This window comes from Bradyrhizobium shewense (assembly GCF_900094605.1).
In the GTDB taxonomy this organism is placed as follows: domain Bacteria; phylum Pseudomonadota; class Alphaproteobacteria; order Rhizobiales; family Xanthobacteraceae; genus Bradyrhizobium; species Bradyrhizobium shewense.
This window is the reverse complement of sequence record NZ_FMAI01000007.1, coordinates 275646-291975: the sequence shown is the minus strand read 5'-3', so window position 1 is coordinate 291975 and position 16330 is coordinate 275646. Positions and strand designations below refer to the sequence as shown.

Here is a 16330-nt window from a genome sequence, read left to right as displayed (position 1 = left end):
CCCTGACAGGTCCCGAGACGAGCCTCTTGTGTCTACCGCCACATCCCGCGCATCCGCGCCCCGATGTCGATCTTCGGGCCCTGTGCCGCGGTGCGGGCAGCGCCGCTTGCTGCCTTCGGCCAGGCGGTACGCTCGAACAGGTAGACCAGCTGCTCCGGGATGAAGCGGGTGCGCGAGGCGTAGACGTGGCGGTCGCCCTTGGCGACCTGGCCGTGGGTGAAGAAGCGCTGGGGCACCACGAGGTGCAGATCGTCCTTGGCGCGGGTCATCGCGACATAGAGCAGGCGGCGCTCCTCTTCGAGCTCGGCGCTGGTGCCGGCGCCGAGATCGGAGGGCATGCAGCCGTCGACGACGTTGAGCACGAACACCGACTTCCACTCCTGGCCCTTGGCCGAGTGGATGGTCGAGAGGATCAGATAGTCCTCGTCGCGCAGCGGCGGCCCGGATTTGTCGCTGGTCGCATCGGGCGGATCGAGCGTGAGCTCGGTCAAAAATTTCTCGCGCGAGGCATAGCCGCTTGCGATCTGCTCGAGCTGCATCAGATCGGCGCGGCGCGTCTCGGAATCCTCGTGAAGGCGATCGAGATGCGGCTCGTACCAGAGTCGCACGCGTTCGAGATCGACCGGCCATTCCGAATAGCGCAAATTCTCGACGGTGCGGACGAAGTCGGTCCAGTCGGCGCCGGTGCGCGCGGGCACCGGGAGCTGGCCGAGCGCGGCGAGCGGATCGGTGCTCTCCGCCATCTGGTCGAGCACGCGCTGCGCGGTCGCGGGGCCGACGCCCGGCAACAGATGCAAAATGCGGAAACCGGCGACGCGGTCGCGCGGGTTCTCGGCAAAGCGCAGCAGCGCAAGCACGTCCTTGACGTGCGCGGCGTCGAGGAATTTCAGCCCGCCGAACTTGACGAAGGGAATGTTGCGGCGGGTCAGCTCGATCTCGAGCGGGCCGGAATGCGAAGAGGTCCGGAACAGCACCGCCTGGTGCTTGAGCAGCGCGCCTTGCTCGCGGTTCGCCAGCACTTCCTCGACAATGTAGCGCGCCTGGTCGGCCTCGTCGTGCACGGTGACGAGCTGCGGCTTGTGCGAGGCGGTGCGGTCGGTCCACAAATTCTTGGTGAAGCGCTCGCGGGCGAGCCCGATGACGCCGTTGGCCGCCGCCAGCACGGTCTGTGTCGAGCGGTAATTGCGGTCGAGCGTGATCATCTCGGCGCGCGGCGAGAAGCTCTGCGGAAAGTCCAGGATGTTGCGCACGGTGGCGGCGCGGAACGAATAGATCGACTGGGCGTCGTCGCCGACCACGGTGAGCCCGCGTCCGTCGGGCTTGAGCGCCAGGAGGATTGAGGATTGCAGGCGGTTGGTGTCCTGGTATTCGTCGACCAGAACGTGATCGAAGCGGCCGCCGATCTCTTCGGCGATCAGCGCATCGCTCATCATCTGCGACCAGTACAGCAGCAAATCGTCGTAATCGAGCACGTGCTGGGCCTGCTTGGCCTCGACGTAAGCCGCGAACAGCCCCTTCAGCTCGGCGGCCCAGCCCGCGCACCAGGGATAGTGCACGCCCAGCACCTTCTCGATCTCCATCTCGGCGTTGACGCAGCGCGAGTAGATCGACAGGCACCTGCCCTTGGCGGGGAAGCGGCTCTCGGTCTTCGACAGGCCGCGTTCGTGCCGGACCAGGTTCATCAGGTCGGCGGAATCCTCGCGGTCGTGGATGGTGAAGGCGGGATCGACGCCGATCCGTTCGGCATATTCGCGGAGCAGCCGCGCGCCAATGCCGTGGAAGGTGCCGGCCCAGGCCAGCGCATCGCGCATGATGGCGGCGTTGTTCTCGCCGAGCACCTTGCGAGCAATGCGCTCGACCCGGCCGGCCATCTCGGCCGCCGCGCGGCGGGAGAACGTCATCAGGAGGATGCGGCGCGGATCGGCGCCGGCGACGATCAGATGCGCGACGCGGTGGGCCAGCGTGTTGGTCTTGCCGGAGCCGGCGCCGGCAATCACCAGCAGGGGAGCGCCCACGGTCGCGCCATCGGCCACGCCATGCTCGACGGCGCGGCGCTGCTCCGCATTGAGCGTGTCCAGATATGTCGCCACGAATCGCCCCGGTGAAAGGGCGAGAGTCGGCGATCCCGGCGCGAATCGCAATGCGGCTGGACGGGACCGGGTTTAGGATTTAGGGGGAAAGACGCCCCCAGGTTCCAGTCCGAAAAGCGCACCCGGCATGACCGAGCTCAAATCCGACCAGTTCGAGATGCGGCGGCTGGAATCGCTCAGCAACACCATTTTTGGTGTCGCCATGACGCTTTTGGCCTACGACCTGCCCAAGGCCGCGGTGTTCACCAGCGCGCCCGACTGGAGCGATCTTGCCCATGTCTATTCCGGCAAGCTCGCCGGTTTCGCACTCAGCTTCATCATCGCCGGGGTGTTCTGGATCAGCCATCACCGGCGGCTGGCGCGCCAGCCGGTCGGCAGCCGCGGCGCGGTGATCCTGAACCTGTTCTTCCTGCTCTCGATCGTGCTGCTGCCTGTCACCAACGGCCTCTACACCAATTACGGCATGAGCAGTGCGGTTGCGGTGCTCTACGGGCTGCACCTGACCGCGATCGCCGGTCTCAATGCCTGGCTGTGGTGGACCATCCTCGGCAGCTGGCGCAACGAGATCATGGCCTCGCTGTTTCCGCTTCTGGTGTTCATTCCGGGCACGATCGTGGCGGCATTCGCCCCGCACGTCGCGCCCTTTGTCTGGTTCATCGCCTTCGGCGGGCTCGCGATCCAGCGCTTCTACGGTGCGCGGACCGAGCCGGGCGCGTGAGGCCGTGCCTCACCCGGACGTCGCGCCGAACCCATCGGCCGGCACGTAAAGCCTGACCGGGCGGATTTCGTAGACCGCAGTCGGGTTGACCGCACGCAGCTTGCGCGCCGCCGCGATCGCCTCCTCCTCGGTGGAGCATTCCATGAGGTGGAAGCCCAGAAGCTGCTCCTTGGTCTCCGCAAACGGGCCGTCCAGCACCATGCCCGCGCCGGGGCCACGCAAGGTGCGCGCCTTTCGGGTCTCATCCAGACGGGCGGCCGGCCCGAACTGTCCGCTGGCCCGCAAGGGCGCCTGGACCTCGATGACCTTGGCCACGACCGCGGCGTCCTGCTCAGGCGTCCAGGACAGGATCTCGTCTTCCACGTGGTAGGCCAGGATGGCGTACAGCATCGTCACCTCATTGTTTTTCTGCACCGATCCCAAAGGACGTAGCACCGCAGGCGATGCCGACAATCCCCAAACAAGAAATTCAAGCACAAAATATTGCGTGGCCATGCCGCGACGAAACCGTCCCGAAACCCGATTGCGGCGTTGCCGTGTGAACGCCGCCGGAAGTGGTCGCGACTGATGACCACAACAACAAGATTTCTGCTGGAGGCGGCAATGTCGGGTCACATCAAGATCATCTGCGACGCACGTCGGGCCGGACAATCTCAGACGGCCGATCTGCACGACCAAAGCGGCCATCACCGCTATTACGGCAGCTCGGCCGAGAATGGCGGCGAGCGCATCGTCGAAAGCCGGCGCGGCAAGCGGCCGCGCGCGCTCGGTGTTTGCGGCTTCTGAAGCCTCGCGCCCGTTCTCCAAATGGACGTCCTGCAAATATCGATCGCGGCGATGCCGTTCCTGCTCGCACTGACGAGCCGGACGGGCAAGGTCATCGTGCCGTGCCTGCTGACGAGCATCTTCACGGTGCTGCTCGGCGGGGAGCCTCACCGCGCCGTCGTGGCCTGGTGCGTCGGCATGCTGATCGCCGCCGTTGCCTTGCGCGAGAGGCTTCGCGCGGGCTGAGCCGGCGCCCCGTTACGGGGCGTTCAAGACCTGCTTGACCAGGGCCTCGCGCAGCGCCGCCAATTCGCCGCTTGCCTCCATCTGGGCGATCACCTTGCCGACCTCAGGCACCAGGTCGCGATGGCGTTCATGCAGGTAATGGTAGATGTGGATGCGCTCGAGCGGCGGCGAAAGCGGGTGGATCCTGGCCTGCAGATTGAGTTTGCGCACCGCGGCGAGCCCGCTGAAGAGATCGGTGACCATCACGTCGAAACGGTCGGCATCGAGCATCCTGACCATGTTGTCGAGGCCAGTGGTCGCCGTGACGCGGGCCATGCCGCGCGTGCCGGCCTCCGAGGAGCCGACGCCGCGGACGATGCCGATGCTGTAGTCCCTGATCGAATCCCAGCCGGCGACGTCGAACCGGAGTTTGGTCGCAAACACCGCAGGCTCGATATAGTTGATCGCCGGCGTGACCTGGACCAGCGTCGGGTAGTCGCGCGAGAGCGTTCCGATGCGCTGGATCTCGCCGTCGACCGCGCCGGCGCTCGACAGCGCGAGCGCGCGCTTGCCGGGGACGTCCTCGAACTCCAGCTTGATATTCAGCCTGGCGTAGACGGCCCGCAGCATCTCGCCGCCGACATATTGATCGGGGATGTCGGCGATGCGCGCCAGCCGGATGACTTCCTGCGCCTGCGATGGGCCGCTTGCAAGCAGTGACAGGCAGGCGACGATAATCCGCCACATGACGCGCCTCCACGTTGCCCGATGCTATCGCTGGATTCCGATGTCCGCCCGATCTACGGAGACGGGTCCTGCGCGTGGCCATAGCGGTCACTGCCCGCCTGAGGTGCAGGCGACTTCCGGACTTTCACCGATGTCATTCTACCACGCGAAGTGATAGTTTGCGCGACAATCCTGCTGCCGGACGCAAGATATGACCCCGCCGACCTCAAGCCGCCCAGGGGTTGACAGGAAATCGGCCGACGGGATCGCCGCGCACATCGCGGGAAGGGGAAGTCTCGACGATCGAGATGCTCGAGGCTGCGACCGCTCGGCCGCAGCGTGCCGCCATTTCCGGGGATGTGGTGCATGGCCAAGGCTGGTGACGAGGACTCCAATCGCGGCCGCGCAGTTGCACCGGCGGCTGCGAAGCAGGATTTGATCGGCACCGCGCTCGCGCCTTCGATGTTCGCCGCGCTGCTGTCCCGGCTCTTCAACTGGTCGCGCAGCGGCGTCGGGCCGCGCCTGCTCGCCGCCGTGCTGCTGTTCTCTTCGGTCGTGACGCTGACGCTGACCGCGCTCCAGCTCTATCTCGATTACGATCGCGAGGTCGGCCTCATCGAGACCAGGCTCGACGAGATCGGCCGCAGCACCACCGGCAGTCTCGGCGAGAGCCTGTGGAATCTCGACCAGAACCTGCTCAAGCTCCAGCTCGACGGTATCCTGCGGCTGCCCGACATCCGCGCCGCCGAGGTGCGCGAGATTGCCGATCGTCCCAATCCGATCCGTCTCGCCATCGGCGAGCCGAGCACCCGCTCGGTCGTGACGCGCGACTATCCGCTGAAGACCAATGTGCAGGGGACTGCACGCGAGATCGGCGTGCTCCACGTCGAGGCGACGCTGACCGACGTCTACCAGCATTTGCTGAACCGCGCGCTGGTCATCCTGGCAAGCCAGGCGGCCAAGACGTTCCTCGTCTCGCTGTTCATCATCTACATGTTCCATCTGCTGGTGACGCGGCATCTGGTCGCCATCGCCGAGTTCGTCAGCAAATACAGCCTGGCGCGGCCGCCGCCGCCTTTGCGCCTGGAGCGCCGGCCGCCCTACGATGCCGACGAGCTGGACAAGGTCATCGACGCCTTCAACGCCATGTGCGCGAACCTCCAGCGGGCCTATGGCGAGCTGCGCGAGGCCAATGCAAATCTCGAGCGCGACCTCAAGGTCCGCCAGCGCGCCGAAGAGGACGCGCGTGCGAGTGAAGAGCGTTTCCGCGACTATGCCGAGACCGCGTCCGACTGGTTCTGGGAGACCGGACCGGACCATCGGTTCACCTACATATCCGACCGGGCCGGCGTCTTCGGCATGGACAACAAGGCGCTGATCGGCAAGCGCCGCACCGATGCCGCGTCCGGCAGCGACGCCGAGCCCGAGAAATGGCACGCGCACATGGCGATGCTGGATCGCCACGAGCCGTTCCGGAAGTTCGAATATCGGGGGCGCGACACCACCGGGCGGATGCATCATTTCAGCGTCAACGGCCAGCCGATCTTCGCCGCGGACGGAAGCTTCATGGGTTATCGCGGCTCCGCGACCGACCTCACCGAGCAGCACGAGACCGAGGAGCGGCTGCGCCAATCCCAGAAGATGGATGCGATCGGCCAGCTCACCGGCGGCGTCGCGCACGACTTCAACAACGTGCTCACGGTCATCACCGGCACCATCGAGATCATCCAGGAGGGGCTTGCGGACAAGCCAGAATTCGCCGCGATCGCGCAGCTGATCGACGATGCGGCCGCGCGCGGCGCGGAGATCACCTCGCAGCTCCTGACCTTCGCGCGCCGCCAGCCGCTGGAGCCGCGCGAGATCGACGTCAACGCCCTCGTGATCGAGACCGCGAAGCTGCTGAGGCCGATCCTCGGCGCCCATATCGAGATCGTGACCCGGCTCGCCGACGACGCCTGGTCCGCGATGGCCGATCCATCGCAGCTCTCCTCCGCGATCGTCAACCTCGCCGTCAACGCGCGCGACGCGATGCCGGGCGGCGGCAAGCTCACGATCGAGACCGCGAACCGCGAGCTCGACGACACCGACGCTGCCGGCGACGGCGATGCCATGCGCGGTGCCTTCGTGATGGTCGCGGTTGCCGACACCGGCCACGGCATCCCCGCCGACATCCGCGAGCACGTGTTCGAGCCGTTCTTCACCACCAAGGGCGTCGGTCGCGGCACCGGCCTCGGGCTCAGCATGGTCTACGGCTTTGCCAAGCAGACCGGCGGCACCGTCGCGGTCGAGAGCGAGGAGGGGCGCGGCACGGTGATGCGGCTGTTCCTGCCGCGGTCGAAGGGCGAGGCGCCGGTCAGGACCGCGCCGGTCCACGCGCTCGACACGGCACGCGGACACGAAACGATCCTCGTGGTCGAGGACGATCCGCTGGTGCAGGGCTATGTCATCGCCCGGCTCGGCAGCCTCGGTTATCGCACGCTGGTGGCCGGCGACGGCGCGTCCGCACTGGTGCTGGTCGACCAGGGCGCCAAATTCGATCTGCTGTTCACGGATATCATCATGCCCGGCGGCATGAACGGGCGGGAGTTGGCCGATGCGGTCCGGCTCCGCCGGCCGGGAGCAAGGGTGCTCTATACCTCCGGCTACACCGACGACGCCATCGTCCACGAAGGACATCTCGATCCCGGCGTGGCGCTGCTCAGGAAACCCTACCGGAAGTCGAAGCTGTCGCAGAAGATTCGCGAGGTGCTGGCGGGCGAGCCGCCGGCCTGAGCGGAGCTCCCGGACGAAAAAGGCGCGGCGGGGAAGCCCCGTCGCGCCCGATTTCTTGCTCGCTGGTCCAGGGCTGAGAGCGCCCCGATGCCAAGCCCTTATCTAGAGCTTAGCGGGCGATCCCAGCGAGGTGACAGCGCTTGGTAAAAGACACTGGATCACCTCCTTTCGTTGGTTTCGGAAGATTTCAATATAGGGGGCATTGCCGCCGCTGTTAAGAGGCGGCGGCTCCGGAGGAACCGGGGCGGTTCGCAAGGCCGGGCAGGCGCCGGAAAGCGACCGCCTGGGCAGTTGAGACCGCCGCCCGGCCGTGTTAGGGAGCCCGTAACGCGGGTGTAGCTCAATGGTAGAGCAGCAGCCTTCCAAGCTGAATACGAGGGTTCGATTCCCTTCACCCGCTCCAATCCTCAGCGCCCGCCGCGTCTAGGCAACGGTGCCCCCGCGCGCGTCGGGCCCCCCTGCGTCTCCTGCAGCTCACCCTTCCTCAGAGGGTTTGCTTCCAGCCGAGATATTGCAGCGTCTCGGTCTCGGACGTGGCGCAAATCTTCTCCATCTTGCCCGGCTGAACGGTGGCGGACAGCTTGATTCTGACCTTGTTGCTCTTCACGGCAAAGGACACCGGGTACCCGCATTTGTTCTCGAATTTCTGACAGACGACGTACGATCGCTCGTGAACGTTGCCGCCCTTGATGCCGTTATCCTGTTTCTCCTGTGCAAGAAGACCGCCGCAGGCGGCAGTCGTGTTCGATCCTGCGGGCTCACGCGGCGCCGACAGTTTTGGGGCGGGTCCGACGCGTGTGACCACGATGCCGTCGCGCGCAGTCATGGTGCCGTCGGCCTGAAGAGTGTAGTCGGTCTTGTACATCCCGTTGTCGTAGTTCAGCACGTTGCCACTACAGGTCCACGTGCCCTCAACGCAGTTTTTGTTGTCGCTGCAGAGAGCCCGCCCATCCGGTTGCAGGTTCGCGGTGTTGGTCTGGCCGACAATGCCATGGTGAATCCAGGTGCCGACGAACTTGTTGACGCAACTCGCCGCAGGCTGCCCGTGAGCAGTTGCGCAAAGCGCTAGCGTCAAGGAAACCGCCACGGATAATATCGATTTCATTCTATCCCCCAAAAGAAAGCATCGAGCATATTGACCTCTGCCCGCAAGAACAAGGATGGCCCAGCCGCGCCGGCCTGATCCAGGTCAATGTCGCGCGCGGCGGCAGGACGAAGCGGCGCGGGTCCTCCAGGAACCATCACACCGCGCATGAGTTGGCCGGTCGGGCAGGACCGAAAGTCACACGAGGCCAAACCGTGCAGCAAGACGTGCGCGTGCGCACCACCGCGCAGATCGCGGGTCATCCCATTCATCCGATGCTGGTGCCGATCCCGATCGCGTGCTTCGTCGGGGCGCTGCTAACCGACATCGCCTATGTCGCCAGCGCCGAGATCATGTGGGCGGATTTTTCCGCCTGGCTTCTGCTCGTTGGTGTCGTCTTCGGCGTGCTGGCGGCGATCGCGGGCCTCACCGATTTCCTCGGCAACCGCCTGGTGCGGGCGCAGACGCCGGCCTGGCCGCATCTGATCGGCAATGCCGTGGCGCTGATCCTGGCCATCGTCAACGCGCTGATCCACACCCGCGATGCCTGGACCTCGGTGTGGCCGACCGGGCTCGTACTTTCGGTGATCACCGTGCTGATCCTGCCCGTCACCGGCTGGCTCGGCTGGGCCATGGTCTACCGCCACGGCGTGGGAGTTGCGCGATGACGTTCTCGATTGGCCGCGCGCTGCTGTGCGCCTCACTGCTGCTCTTGGCCGGCTGCAACGACGGCAGCGGCGATCCCAAGGCGCAAATCGGGGCCAATCCTAAGCTTCCCGACATCCAGCAATATCTGCTGCCGCCGGTCCACATCGCGCGCATCGTCGGCTGGAAGAAGGACGAAACGCCGACCGTGGCGCAAGGTCTGCAGGTCAAGGCTTTCGCGACCGGCCTGCAGCATCCGCGTTTCCTCTACGTGCTGCCCAATGGTGACGTGCTGGTGGCGGAATCCAAGGCGCCGAAGGGGGCCGGGATCAAGCGGCCCAAGGAGATCGTCATGGGCTATATCGAGTCCTGGGCGACCTCGGGCGGCAACGACACCGGGCCGGGCAACCGCATCACGCTGCTGCGCGACAGCAATGGCGACGGCGTGCCGGATACGCAAAGCGTCTTCCTCGACCACCTCAATTCGCCGTTCGGCATCGCTTTGGTCGGCAACGAGCTCTATGTCGCCAATGCCGATGCCATCGTCAAGTATCCCTACACGGAAGGCGACATCAAGATCACCGCGCCGGGGACGGTGCTGACGCCGCTGCCGGGCGGGCCGATCAATCATCACTGGACCAAGAGCCTGGTCGCGAGCCCCGACGGCTCGAAACTCTATGCCGGTGTCGGCTCCAACAGCAACATCACCGAGAACGGCATGGAGGCCGAGCACAATCGCGCCGCGATCCTCGAGGTGGATCGTGGCAGCGGCCGGTGGCGCGTGTTCGCAAGCGGCCTGCGCAATCCGAACGGGCTCAGCTTCGAGCCGCAGACCGGCGCGTTGTGGACGGTGGTGAACGAGCGCGACGAACTCGGTCCCGATCTCGTTCCTGACTACATGACCTCGGTGAAGGACGGCGGCTTCTACGGCTGGCCCTACAGCTATTACGGCCAGCATGTCGATCCCCGCGTCAAGCCGCAGCGGCCGGATCTCGTCGCCAAGGCGATCGTGCCGGATTATGCCCTGAGCTCGCATGTCGCCCCGCTCGGGCTCGCCTTCAACACCGGCTCCAGCCTGCCGGCCGCCTATCGCGGCGGCGCCTTCGTCGGCGAGCATGGCAGTTGGAACAGGCAGGTGCTCAACGGCTACAAGGTCGTGTTTGTGCCGTTCAAGGATGGCAAGCCGAGCGGACCGGCGCAGGACGTCGTGACCGGCTTCCTCAACAGCGACGACAAGGCGCGCGGCCGGCCCGTCGGCGTCGCCATCGACAAATCAGGCGCGTTGCTGGTCGCAGACGACAGCGGCGACACGGTGTGGCGCGTCACCACCGCGCATCCGCAGCTGACGCAACGTTAAGTCCGCCGGCGCGTTATCGGACAGACGGTGAAAGCCAAATTCTGAAACTCAAGCCAGGAGTTGGACAATGGGCCTTGCTCAATATGCCATCGTGCCGGTGCAGGACGAATGGGGCGTGCTGCACGACGGCGACGTCAAGAACACATACGCCACCAAGGAAGCTGCGTTCGAATCGGCGGTTGCCGCCGCATCCCTCGCGCTGCGTGAGGGACATGAAGTCCAGGTCAGCGTGCCCGGACGCGAAGCCGGCGGCAACGCGCTCGGCGTCTAGAGCCGAACCACGAAGCAGCATTCGAGAAGGAGGCCGCGATGACCAAGCCGCGTGAGCCGAACGGCGTCGAGCCATCCCGCTCCGAGGACGACATCCAGCGCGAACAGCTGGGTCCCCGCGGCGTGCCCGGTGCGCCTGATCCGGCCAAGATGACGCCGCAGCGCGACAAGAAGACGCCAAAGCATGTCGATCCCGGCCACACCGCGTGATGCGGCTTGGCGGCCCAACATGATCACACGATCAGCCGCCCGCGCCGCGCGGCAACCCCGATCGTCACCTCGGCACCCGCGTTGAAGTCGAGACGGTCGGCTTCGATGCCGTCGCTGAAGATGACGCCGTTCTCCGCCATCAAGGAGCGGATGCGCAAGTGGTCTACAGAGGCGAGCCGGCCGCAGACGAGATTGGTCTGCGAATGGCGGCTGGGGAAGGGTTCTCGCACCGCGAAGCGCAGCTCCGGCGCGTCCCAGGGCAGGGCCTCGTAACCGGTCAGCGGGGGAGGCCCGCCAAAGCTGCCGGCAATGGCCAGCGAGCCGGTGACGATGCTCTTGAACCAGGCGGTCGATCCGAGCCCGGTCGAGACGATCAATCCGCTCGAAGATTGCCGTTCCGTCGCCCCGCCAGCCGCAAGCTCGTAGATCGCGGAGACATGCGTGCGGGCGCCGATGAACAAATCGTTGACGGCGTAGAGCACCTGGCCGTCGTTGAGCCGCGCTTCGGCCATCGTCACGGCCTGGTTGTCGCGCTTGTCGGCAGCGACCTCGGGCAGGAGTTTTGCGAACTCGCGCGGCGCAAAGGGCAGGAGGATGCCGTCGTGGCGCGCGGGATCCGGATTGAGCCCGATCAGCGGATGGTCGTCGAGATATTTCATCGTGTTGGCGACGACGCCATCCTGGCCGAGCGCGGCCACGATGTCGTCTGGCCCGAAGAGGAAGTTCGGCAGGAAGCCACGGTCGATGACCTGATAGCGCCCCCATTGCTCCAGCACTTGCAGCGTCGTGTGACGCTGCGCACGATAGACCTCGTGCTCGCGCTCATAGTCGGAGAAGTCGGCGCCGAGATGTTCGACATAGAAGCGCGCCTGCGCCGCCGTCAGGTGGCGCGCGATCAGGTCCTCCAGCCTGGTCTTGCGCGTCACCAGCACCACCTTGCGGTCATTGGCGGCGGGCATTGGCGGCCTCCGTCGGCTTCGGCTTCTCCATCAACTGGCTGAGCAGGTCCGGAGAGACGTTGAGCTGGCCGATCTTCTCGGCCTTCTCGGCAATGCCGGAGAAGGCTTGTGCGATCAGCTGACCCGGCTGCATGCCGGCGGCGGCAAGCGCCTGGATCACGCGGGTGTCGACGCCCTCGAAGATCTTCATCAGCGCACCGACGCGGTAGGCCTCGGCGTCGGCCAGCGTCCTGGTGTTCTCGGCGTTGAGGCCGACGAAATCCTTGCGCTTGCCTTCCAGCACGATGTCCGCGGCCATGCCGGCCTCGCGCAGCTCATTGCGCTTTGCCGCAACGCTCGCCTCGGCATCCATCTGGGTCTCGCGGATTGACCGCTTCTTCTGCTCGACCGCGATCTCGGTGTCGAGCTCGCTCTCGCGAATGGCGCGCTCCTGCTCGACGGCGAAGTTGCGCCGGGCGAAGATGGCTTCGTCCGCGTTCTTCAGGATCGCTTCGCGCGCTTGCGCCTCCAGCGCCTTTGCGGTGTCCGGCGTCGGCTTGATGCCGCGGATCGACACCCCGAGGATTTCGAGACCCAGAGCGGCGATGTCCGCGCGCGCCCTCAAGCCACCCGCGATGATGTCGGCGATGCGATCGGACGCCTGCAACGCGTCCCTCAGCGTCAGCTCCTTCACCGCCTGCTGGGCGAGGACCTCGACCGCGCTGAGGATGCGTTCCGGCAGCTTTTCCGGATCGTCGCTCGCATAGGACTTGCCGTCGGCCTTCAGCGTGAAGTCGAGCATCGATGCCGCCTTCTTCGGTTCGCTGATGCGATAAGTCACCTGACCCTGCACGGTCAGCGTCTGAAAGTCGCGCGCGGTCTGCTCGAAGATGAACGAGGCGTCGCGGCTGCCGATGGGCACCGCCACCAGCATGGTCACCGGCGCGTAATACAGCGCGGAAAGACCAGCACCCTCGGCGACGATCGCGCCGGCGCGGTACTTCATCAGATAGGTGGTGGGCTGGGCCTTGATGAACCTGACGCCGAACATGTGCTTCTCCAACGGCTATAATAAGTGTGTCTGAGCAACTAAGTAAGTTGGACTGTACAACTAACTATGCTACTGTCAAGTTCGAACAGGGGAGGCTGCCGATGGCGGGCGAAGGTCGGGCTGAAGGGTCTGGTAAATCAAGGCAATTGGACTTCCCGCGACCCCTGACCACGGTCGATGTCGTGATCTTTACGATCCTCGACGACAGCCTTCAGGTGCTGCTGATGCAGCGCCCGGCGGGCGAGGGCGAGCCGTTTCCGCTCAGCTTGGCGCTGCCGGGCGGCTTCGTGGACGTCACGAAGGACCGCGACCTCGCGGCTTGCGCGGCCCGCAAGCTGAGGGAGAAGACCGGGGTCACCAGCCCTTATCTGGAGCAACTCGGAAGCTGGGGAAGCGCGACGCGCGATCCGCGCGGCTGGTCGGCGACGCACGCCTATTTCGCGCTGATCCCGGCGGACGCAAGCGTGCTGGCGAACGATGCGCGGTGGTTTCCAATTCGAGGGGGCAGGCTCAAGGACAAGCTCGCCTTCGATCACGGCGACATCCTGGCAACCGCGATCCAGCGCCTGCGCAACAAGGTGGAGTACACCTCGCTGCCTGCGTTTCTGATGCCTGCGGAATTCACCCTGCCGGATTTGCAGCGCGTCTACGAGATCGTGCTCGACCGCCCGCTGGAGAAAAGCGCCTTCCGCACCCGCATCCTGTCGGCCGACATGATCGAGCCGGTCGCGAAGATGCGGCGCGGCCCGAACCGCCCGGCTCAGCTTTATCGCCTCAGAAAGGGCCGGGATCCCGTGTATTTCGTGCGGACGTTCAATCCGCCGGAATGAACTCCGCGGCGGCATGCCGAGCCGTCGGTCAGCGTGCAGGACGGCCGGCTCCGGCCCCTAGCCCTGATAACATCATGTTAGGTTTATCGCATAACTGGGTAATTGTGTTAGGCCAGCGAAAGCCTAGTGTTGTCCTCACTCAAGACACCGACCGGCAGTGCCAAGCGCTCGCGGAGCTCCGCAGAGCGCCCGGGGATTGCTGTCCAATTTGTCCAGCGAAGCCCGCCAACGGGACGCCAACAAACGAACAGATCGGGAGGAACTTTTGTGATGGGTACCACGCGCGCGATCCACGACATGAGTCAGTCCAGGAAGGCTGCTGCCAGCGGCTGGATCGGGTCGGCTCTCGAATATTATGACTTCTTCATCTACGCGACCGCTGCGTCGCTGATCTTCCCGCAAATCTTCTTCCCGTCGGACAATCCCACGGTCGCGATCGTCGCATCGCTGGCGACCTATGGCGTTGGATATGTGGCCCGGCCGATCGGCGCCTTCGTGCTCGGACATTGGGGCGACACCCATGGCCGCAAGACCGTCCTCATCGTCTGCATGTTCCTGATGGGCATCTCGACCATGGCGGTGGGCATCCTGCCGACCTATCAGCAGGTCGGCATCCTGGCGCCGATCCTGCTCGTCATGTTGCGCCTCGTGCAGGGATTTGCCGTTGCCGGTGAAATCTCCGGCGCAAGCTCGATGATCCTTGAGCATGCGCCGTTCGGTCGACGCGGCTTCTATGCAAGCTTCGCCCTTCAGGGCGTACAGGCTGGACAAATTCTCGCAGCTGCGGTCTTCCTGCCGCTGGCGGCCTATATGCCGACCGACGCCTTCAACAGCTGGGGCTGGCGGATTCCCTTCCTGCTCAGCTTCTTCGTCATCGTCGCGGGCTACATCATTCGCCGCGAAGTCGACGAGACCCCCGCCTTTGCGCGCGAGGGCGAGCGGGGAGAAACGCCGCGGGCGCCCATCGTTCAGGCCATCAAGCTGAACTGGCCCGACATGCTCAGGGTCATCTGCATGGCGCTGATGAATGTCATTCCGGTTGTCGCGACCATCTTCGGCGCGGCCTACGCGGTGCAGCCGGCTTACGGCATCGGCTTTGCCAAGGACGTTTATCTGTGGATCCCGGTCCTCGGAAACATGCTGGCCGTGTTCGTCATTCCCTTTGTCGGCAATCTCTCGGACAAGGTCGGGCGCAAGCCTCCGATCGTCGTGGGCGCGCTGCTCTCCGGCTTGCTCGCCTTCGGCTATCTCTACGCCATCAGCATCAGGAACGTGCCGCTGGCGATCCTGCTGTCGCTCCTGATGTGGGGCGTCGTCTATCAGGGCTATAATGCGATCTTCCCGAGCTTTTACCCGGAGCTGTTTCCGACGCGCACACGGGTGTCGGCGATGGCGATCTCGCAGAACATCGGAACGACCATCACCGCGTTGCTTCCGGCCCTGTTCGCCGTCGTAGCGCCTCCCGGCTCGGCCAACATTCCCTTGACGGTGGGCGCGATCGCCTTCGGCATTACGGTGATCGCGGCGCTGGCGGCCGTCACGGCCCGGGAGACCTATCGGATCAGCATCGATGATCTCGGCAATCCCAAGGCCGTTCCGATCGCCCGAGCCGACTATGAGCGGCAGCGGGCGGAAGCGGCGAGTGGTGTGGCCGCAGTTCAGACCTGACGCGAACGCAAGGAAGCCGTGCCGCTGCGACAATTGATGTTTGCGGCGGCAGGGCTCCGCGCGCTATGTCAGGGCCTGATCGAACTTGGTGCGCGTGAGCGCGATCATCATGAGGTTGCAGGATGAACCCCGTCGTCGTTGCTGTCGCTATCACCGGCTCCGTTCCGCGCAAGAAGGACAATCCGGCGGTGCCGATTCTGCCGTCCGAACAGATCGAGTCGACGCAGGAGGCCTTCGAGGCCGGCGCCACGCTTGCCCACATCCACGTTCGCAACGATGACGAGACGCCGTCGTCCGATCCCGAACGTTTTGCGAAGGTAGCGGAGGGGATCAGGAAGCATTGTCCTGGCATGATTGTCCAGTTCTCGACCGGCGGGCGGGGCCGCGATCCCTCGGCGCGTGGATCGTCGCTCTATCTGCGGCCGGACATGGCCTCGCTGTCCACGGGATCGGTGAACTTCCCGACGATCGTTTATGAGAATAGCACCGCCCTGGTCGAGACCCTCGCCACCGGCATGCAGACGAATGGCATCCGGCCGGAGATCGAGATCTTCGATCTGTCTCATATCCATGGTGCCCGCCGCCTGATCGAGGCGGGGCTGATGGACTCACGTCCGCACGTCCAGTTCGTCATGGGCGTCAAGAACGCGATGCCAGCCGATGAGCATGTCCTCGACATCCTGCTGGCAGAGCTCAGGCGGCTGATCCCGCACGCGACCTGGACCGCGGCCGGAATCGGACGTCACCAGGCCGAGGTCATGGGCTGGGCGCTGGCGCGGGGCGCCGACGCGGTTCGGACCGGGCTCGAGGACAATATCAGGATCGACAAGACACGCCTGGCCGCCAGCAATGCAGAGCTCGTGACCATCGCCTGCGAGGCTGTCACGCGCCACGGTCGCCGCGTTGCGACCGCCGCCGAGGCGCGATCCTTGCTCGGGATCGCGCGGTAGAGGCTACGGCCTCCTCCTGACATGCTCCGGG

General features: G+C 65.3%; 17 protein-coding genes and 1 tRNA gene. 12 read left to right on the top strand and 6 right to left on the bottom strand.

Annotated elements, in window-relative coordinates:
• Positions 1-32 precede the first annotated feature (32 nt).
• Complete coding sequence (locus tag GA0061098_RS16415; RefSeq protein ID WP_091957599.1) at positions 33-2090, bottom strand: ATP-dependent helicase; 2058 nt, start codon at positions 2088-2090, stop codon at positions 33-35.
• 127 nt (positions 2091-2217) lie between these two features.
• Here GA0061098_RS16415 and GA0061098_RS16410 point away from each other — a divergent pair, with 127 nt between their 5' ends.
• Positions 2218-2808, top strand: coding sequence for a TMEM175 family protein (locus GA0061098_RS16410; RefSeq protein WP_091957595.1), 591 nt, complete (start codon positions 2218-2220; stop codon positions 2806-2808).
• Between the two features lie 9 nt (positions 2809-2817).
• Here the strand turns inward: GA0061098_RS16410 and GA0061098_RS16405 are convergent, their stop codons facing one another.
• Positions 2818-3198, bottom strand: a complete 381-nt coding sequence (locus GA0061098_RS16405; protein ID WP_165637408.1) for a YciI family protein — start codon at positions 3196-3198, stop codon at positions 2818-2820.
• A gap of 213 nt (positions 3199-3411) precedes the next feature.
• Here GA0061098_RS16405 and GA0061098_RS16400 point away from each other — a divergent pair, with 213 nt between their 5' ends.
• Together GA0061098_RS16400 and GA0061098_RS16395 are read left to right on the top strand one after the other, a co-directional pair.
• Positions 3412-3594: a hypothetical protein gene (locus tag GA0061098_RS16400; protein ID WP_038950498.1), complete on the top strand. Its 183-nt coding sequence runs from the start codon at positions 3412-3414 to the stop codon at positions 3592-3594.
• A gap of 21 nt (positions 3595-3615) precedes the next feature.
• Positions 3616-3819 carry a hypothetical protein gene (locus GA0061098_RS16395; protein WP_018322198.1) on the top strand — a complete coding sequence of 68 codons (204 nt, stop codon included), beginning with the start codon at positions 3616-3618 and terminating at the stop codon, positions 3817-3819.
• A 12-nt stretch (positions 3820-3831) separates the two neighbouring features.
• On the opposite strand, the gene GA0061098_RS16390 is transcribed toward GA0061098_RS16395, so the two are convergent.
• Positions 3832-4545, bottom strand: coding sequence for a substrate-binding periplasmic protein (locus GA0061098_RS16390; protein WP_091957592.1), 714 nt, complete (start codon positions 4543-4545; stop codon positions 3832-3834).
• A 345-nt stretch (positions 4546-4890) separates the two neighbouring features.
• Between GA0061098_RS16390 and GA0061098_RS16385 the strand changes: the two genes are divergently transcribed.
• Both GA0061098_RS16385 and GA0061098_RS16380 read left to right on the top strand, forming a co-directional pair.
• Positions 4891-7296: an ATP-binding protein gene (locus tag GA0061098_RS16385; protein ID WP_091957588.1), complete on the top strand. Its 2406-nt coding sequence runs from the start codon at positions 4891-4893 to the stop codon at positions 7294-7296.
• Between the two features lie 329 nt (positions 7297-7625).
• A tRNA-Gly gene (locus GA0061098_RS16380) sits at positions 7626-7699 on the top strand.
• A gap of 81 nt (positions 7700-7780) precedes the next feature.
• Here the strand turns inward: GA0061098_RS16380 and GA0061098_RS43795 are convergent.
• Entirely contained in the window at positions 7781-8371 is a 591-nt protein-coding gene (locus GA0061098_RS43795; RefSeq protein WP_129590871.1) for a hypothetical protein, read from the bottom strand.
• A gap of 224 nt (positions 8372-8595) precedes the next feature.
• Here GA0061098_RS43795 and GA0061098_RS16370 point away from each other — a divergent pair, with 224 nt between their 5' ends.
• The 4 genes from GA0061098_RS16370 (at position 8596) to GA0061098_RS45005 (ending at position 10862) form a co-directional block, all read left to right on the top strand.
• On the top strand, positions 8596-9048 hold the full coding sequence (locus GA0061098_RS16370) for a DUF2231 domain-containing protein (RefSeq protein WP_091957579.1): 453 nt from the start codon (positions 8596-8598) through the stop codon (positions 9046-9048).
• Positions 9045-10382, top strand: a complete 1338-nt coding sequence (locus tag GA0061098_RS16365) for a PQQ-dependent sugar dehydrogenase (protein ID WP_091957572.1) — start codon at positions 9045-9047, stop codon at positions 10380-10382. The genes GA0061098_RS16370 and GA0061098_RS16365 overlap by 4 nt, the downstream gene beginning before the upstream one ends.
• Positions 10383-10449: 67 nt before the next feature.
• A complete protein-coding gene (locus GA0061098_RS16360; protein ID WP_091957567.1) occupies positions 10450-10653 on the top strand; it encodes a hypothetical protein in 204 nt (67 codons plus the stop codon).
• A gap of 38 nt (positions 10654-10691) precedes the next feature.
• Positions 10692-10862: a hypothetical protein gene (locus GA0061098_RS45005; protein ID WP_018322208.1), complete on the top strand. Its 171-nt coding sequence runs from the start codon at positions 10692-10694 to the stop codon at positions 10860-10862.
• A 23-nt stretch (positions 10863-10885) separates the two neighbouring features.
• Here the strand turns inward: GA0061098_RS45005 and GA0061098_RS16355 are convergent, their stop codons facing one another.
• Positions 10886-11821 (bottom strand): diacylglycerol kinase catalytic domain-containing protein, encoded by a 936-nt coding sequence (locus GA0061098_RS16355; RefSeq protein ID WP_091957563.1) that lies wholly within the window; start codon positions 11819-11821, stop codon positions 10886-10888.
• The gene (locus tag GA0061098_RS16350; protein WP_091957831.1) at positions 11805-12851 is read right to left on the bottom strand and encodes an SPFH domain-containing protein; all 1047 of its coding nucleotides are present in this window, start codon (positions 12849-12851) and stop codon (positions 11805-11807) included. The genes GA0061098_RS16355 and GA0061098_RS16350 overlap by 17 nt, the downstream gene beginning before the upstream one ends.
• A 101-nt stretch (positions 12852-12952) precedes the next feature.
• Here GA0061098_RS16350 and GA0061098_RS16345 point away from each other — a divergent pair, with 101 nt between their 5' ends.
• The 3 genes from GA0061098_RS16345 to GA0061098_RS16335 all read left to right on the top strand — a co-directional run bounded on the left by GA0061098_RS16345 (position 12953) and on the right by GA0061098_RS16335 (position 16299).
• Complete coding sequence (locus GA0061098_RS16345) at positions 12953-13681, top strand: NUDIX hydrolase (RefSeq protein WP_091957560.1); 729 nt, start codon at positions 12953-12955, stop codon at positions 13679-13681.
• A 270-nt stretch (positions 13682-13951) separates the two neighbouring features.
• On the top strand, positions 13952-15349 hold the full coding sequence (locus GA0061098_RS16340; RefSeq protein ID WP_091957556.1) for an MFS transporter: 1398 nt from the start codon (positions 13952-13954) through the stop codon (positions 15347-15349).
• A 122-nt stretch (positions 15350-15471) separates the two neighbouring features.
• On the top strand, positions 15472-16299 hold the full coding sequence (locus GA0061098_RS16335) for a 3-oxoadipate:acetyl-CoA acetyltransferase (protein ID WP_091957551.1): 828 nt from the start codon (positions 15472-15474) through the stop codon (positions 16297-16299).
• The last annotated feature ends 31 nt before the right edge of the window (positions 16300-16330 follow it).

What these genes read in the sequence shown, in the direction of transcription:
- GA0061098_RS16410 (WP_091957595.1), top strand. Translation starts at nt 2,218, where the DNA reads ATGACCGAGCTCAAATCCGACCAGTTCGAGATGCGGCGGCTGGAATCG.
- GA0061098_RS16405 (WP_165637408.1), bottom strand. Translation starts at nt 3,198, where the DNA reads ATGCTGTACGCCATCCTGGCCTACCACGTGGAAGACGAGATCCTGTCC.
- GA0061098_RS16400 (WP_038950498.1), top strand. Translation starts at nt 3,412, where the DNA reads ATGTCGGGTCACATCAAGATCATCTGCGACGCACGTCGGGCCGGACAA.
- GA0061098_RS16395 (WP_018322198.1), top strand. Translation starts at nt 3,616, where the DNA reads ATGGACGTCCTGCAAATATCGATCGCGGCGATGCCGTTCCTGCTCGCA.
- GA0061098_RS16390 (WP_091957592.1), bottom strand. Translation starts at nt 4,545, where the DNA reads ATGTGGCGGATTATCGTCGCCTGCCTGTCACTGCTTGCAAGCGGCCCA.
- GA0061098_RS16385 (WP_091957588.1), top strand. Translation starts at nt 4,891, where the DNA reads ATGGCCAAGGCTGGTGACGAGGACTCCAATCGCGGCCGCGCAGTTGCA.
- GA0061098_RS16365 (WP_091957572.1), top strand. Translation starts at nt 9,045, where the DNA reads ATGACGTTCTCGATTGGCCGCGCGCTGCTGTGCGCCTCACTGCTGCTC.
- GA0061098_RS16360 (WP_091957567.1), top strand. Translation starts at nt 10,450, where the DNA reads ATGGGCCTTGCTCAATATGCCATCGTGCCGGTGCAGGACGAATGGGGC.
- GA0061098_RS45005 (WP_018322208.1), top strand. Translation starts at nt 10,692, where the DNA reads ATGACCAAGCCGCGTGAGCCGAACGGCGTCGAGCCATCCCGCTCCGAG.
- GA0061098_RS16355 (WP_091957563.1), bottom strand. Translation starts at nt 11,821, where the DNA reads ATGCCCGCCGCCAATGACCGCAAGGTGGTGCTGGTGACGCGCAAGACC.
- GA0061098_RS16350 (WP_091957831.1), bottom strand. Translation starts at nt 12,851, where the DNA reads ATGTTCGGCGTCAGGTTCATCAAGGCCCAGCCCACCACCTATCTGATG.
- GA0061098_RS16345 (WP_091957560.1), top strand. Translation starts at nt 12,953, where the DNA reads ATGGCGGGCGAAGGTCGGGCTGAAGGGTCTGGTAAATCAAGGCAATTG.
- GA0061098_RS16340 (WP_091957556.1), top strand. Translation starts at nt 13,952, where the DNA reads ATGGGTACCACGCGCGCGATCCACGACATGAGTCAGTCCAGGAAGGCT.
- GA0061098_RS16335 (WP_091957551.1), top strand. Translation starts at nt 15,472, where the DNA reads ATGAACCCCGTCGTCGTTGCTGTCGCTATCACCGGCTCCGTTCCGCGC.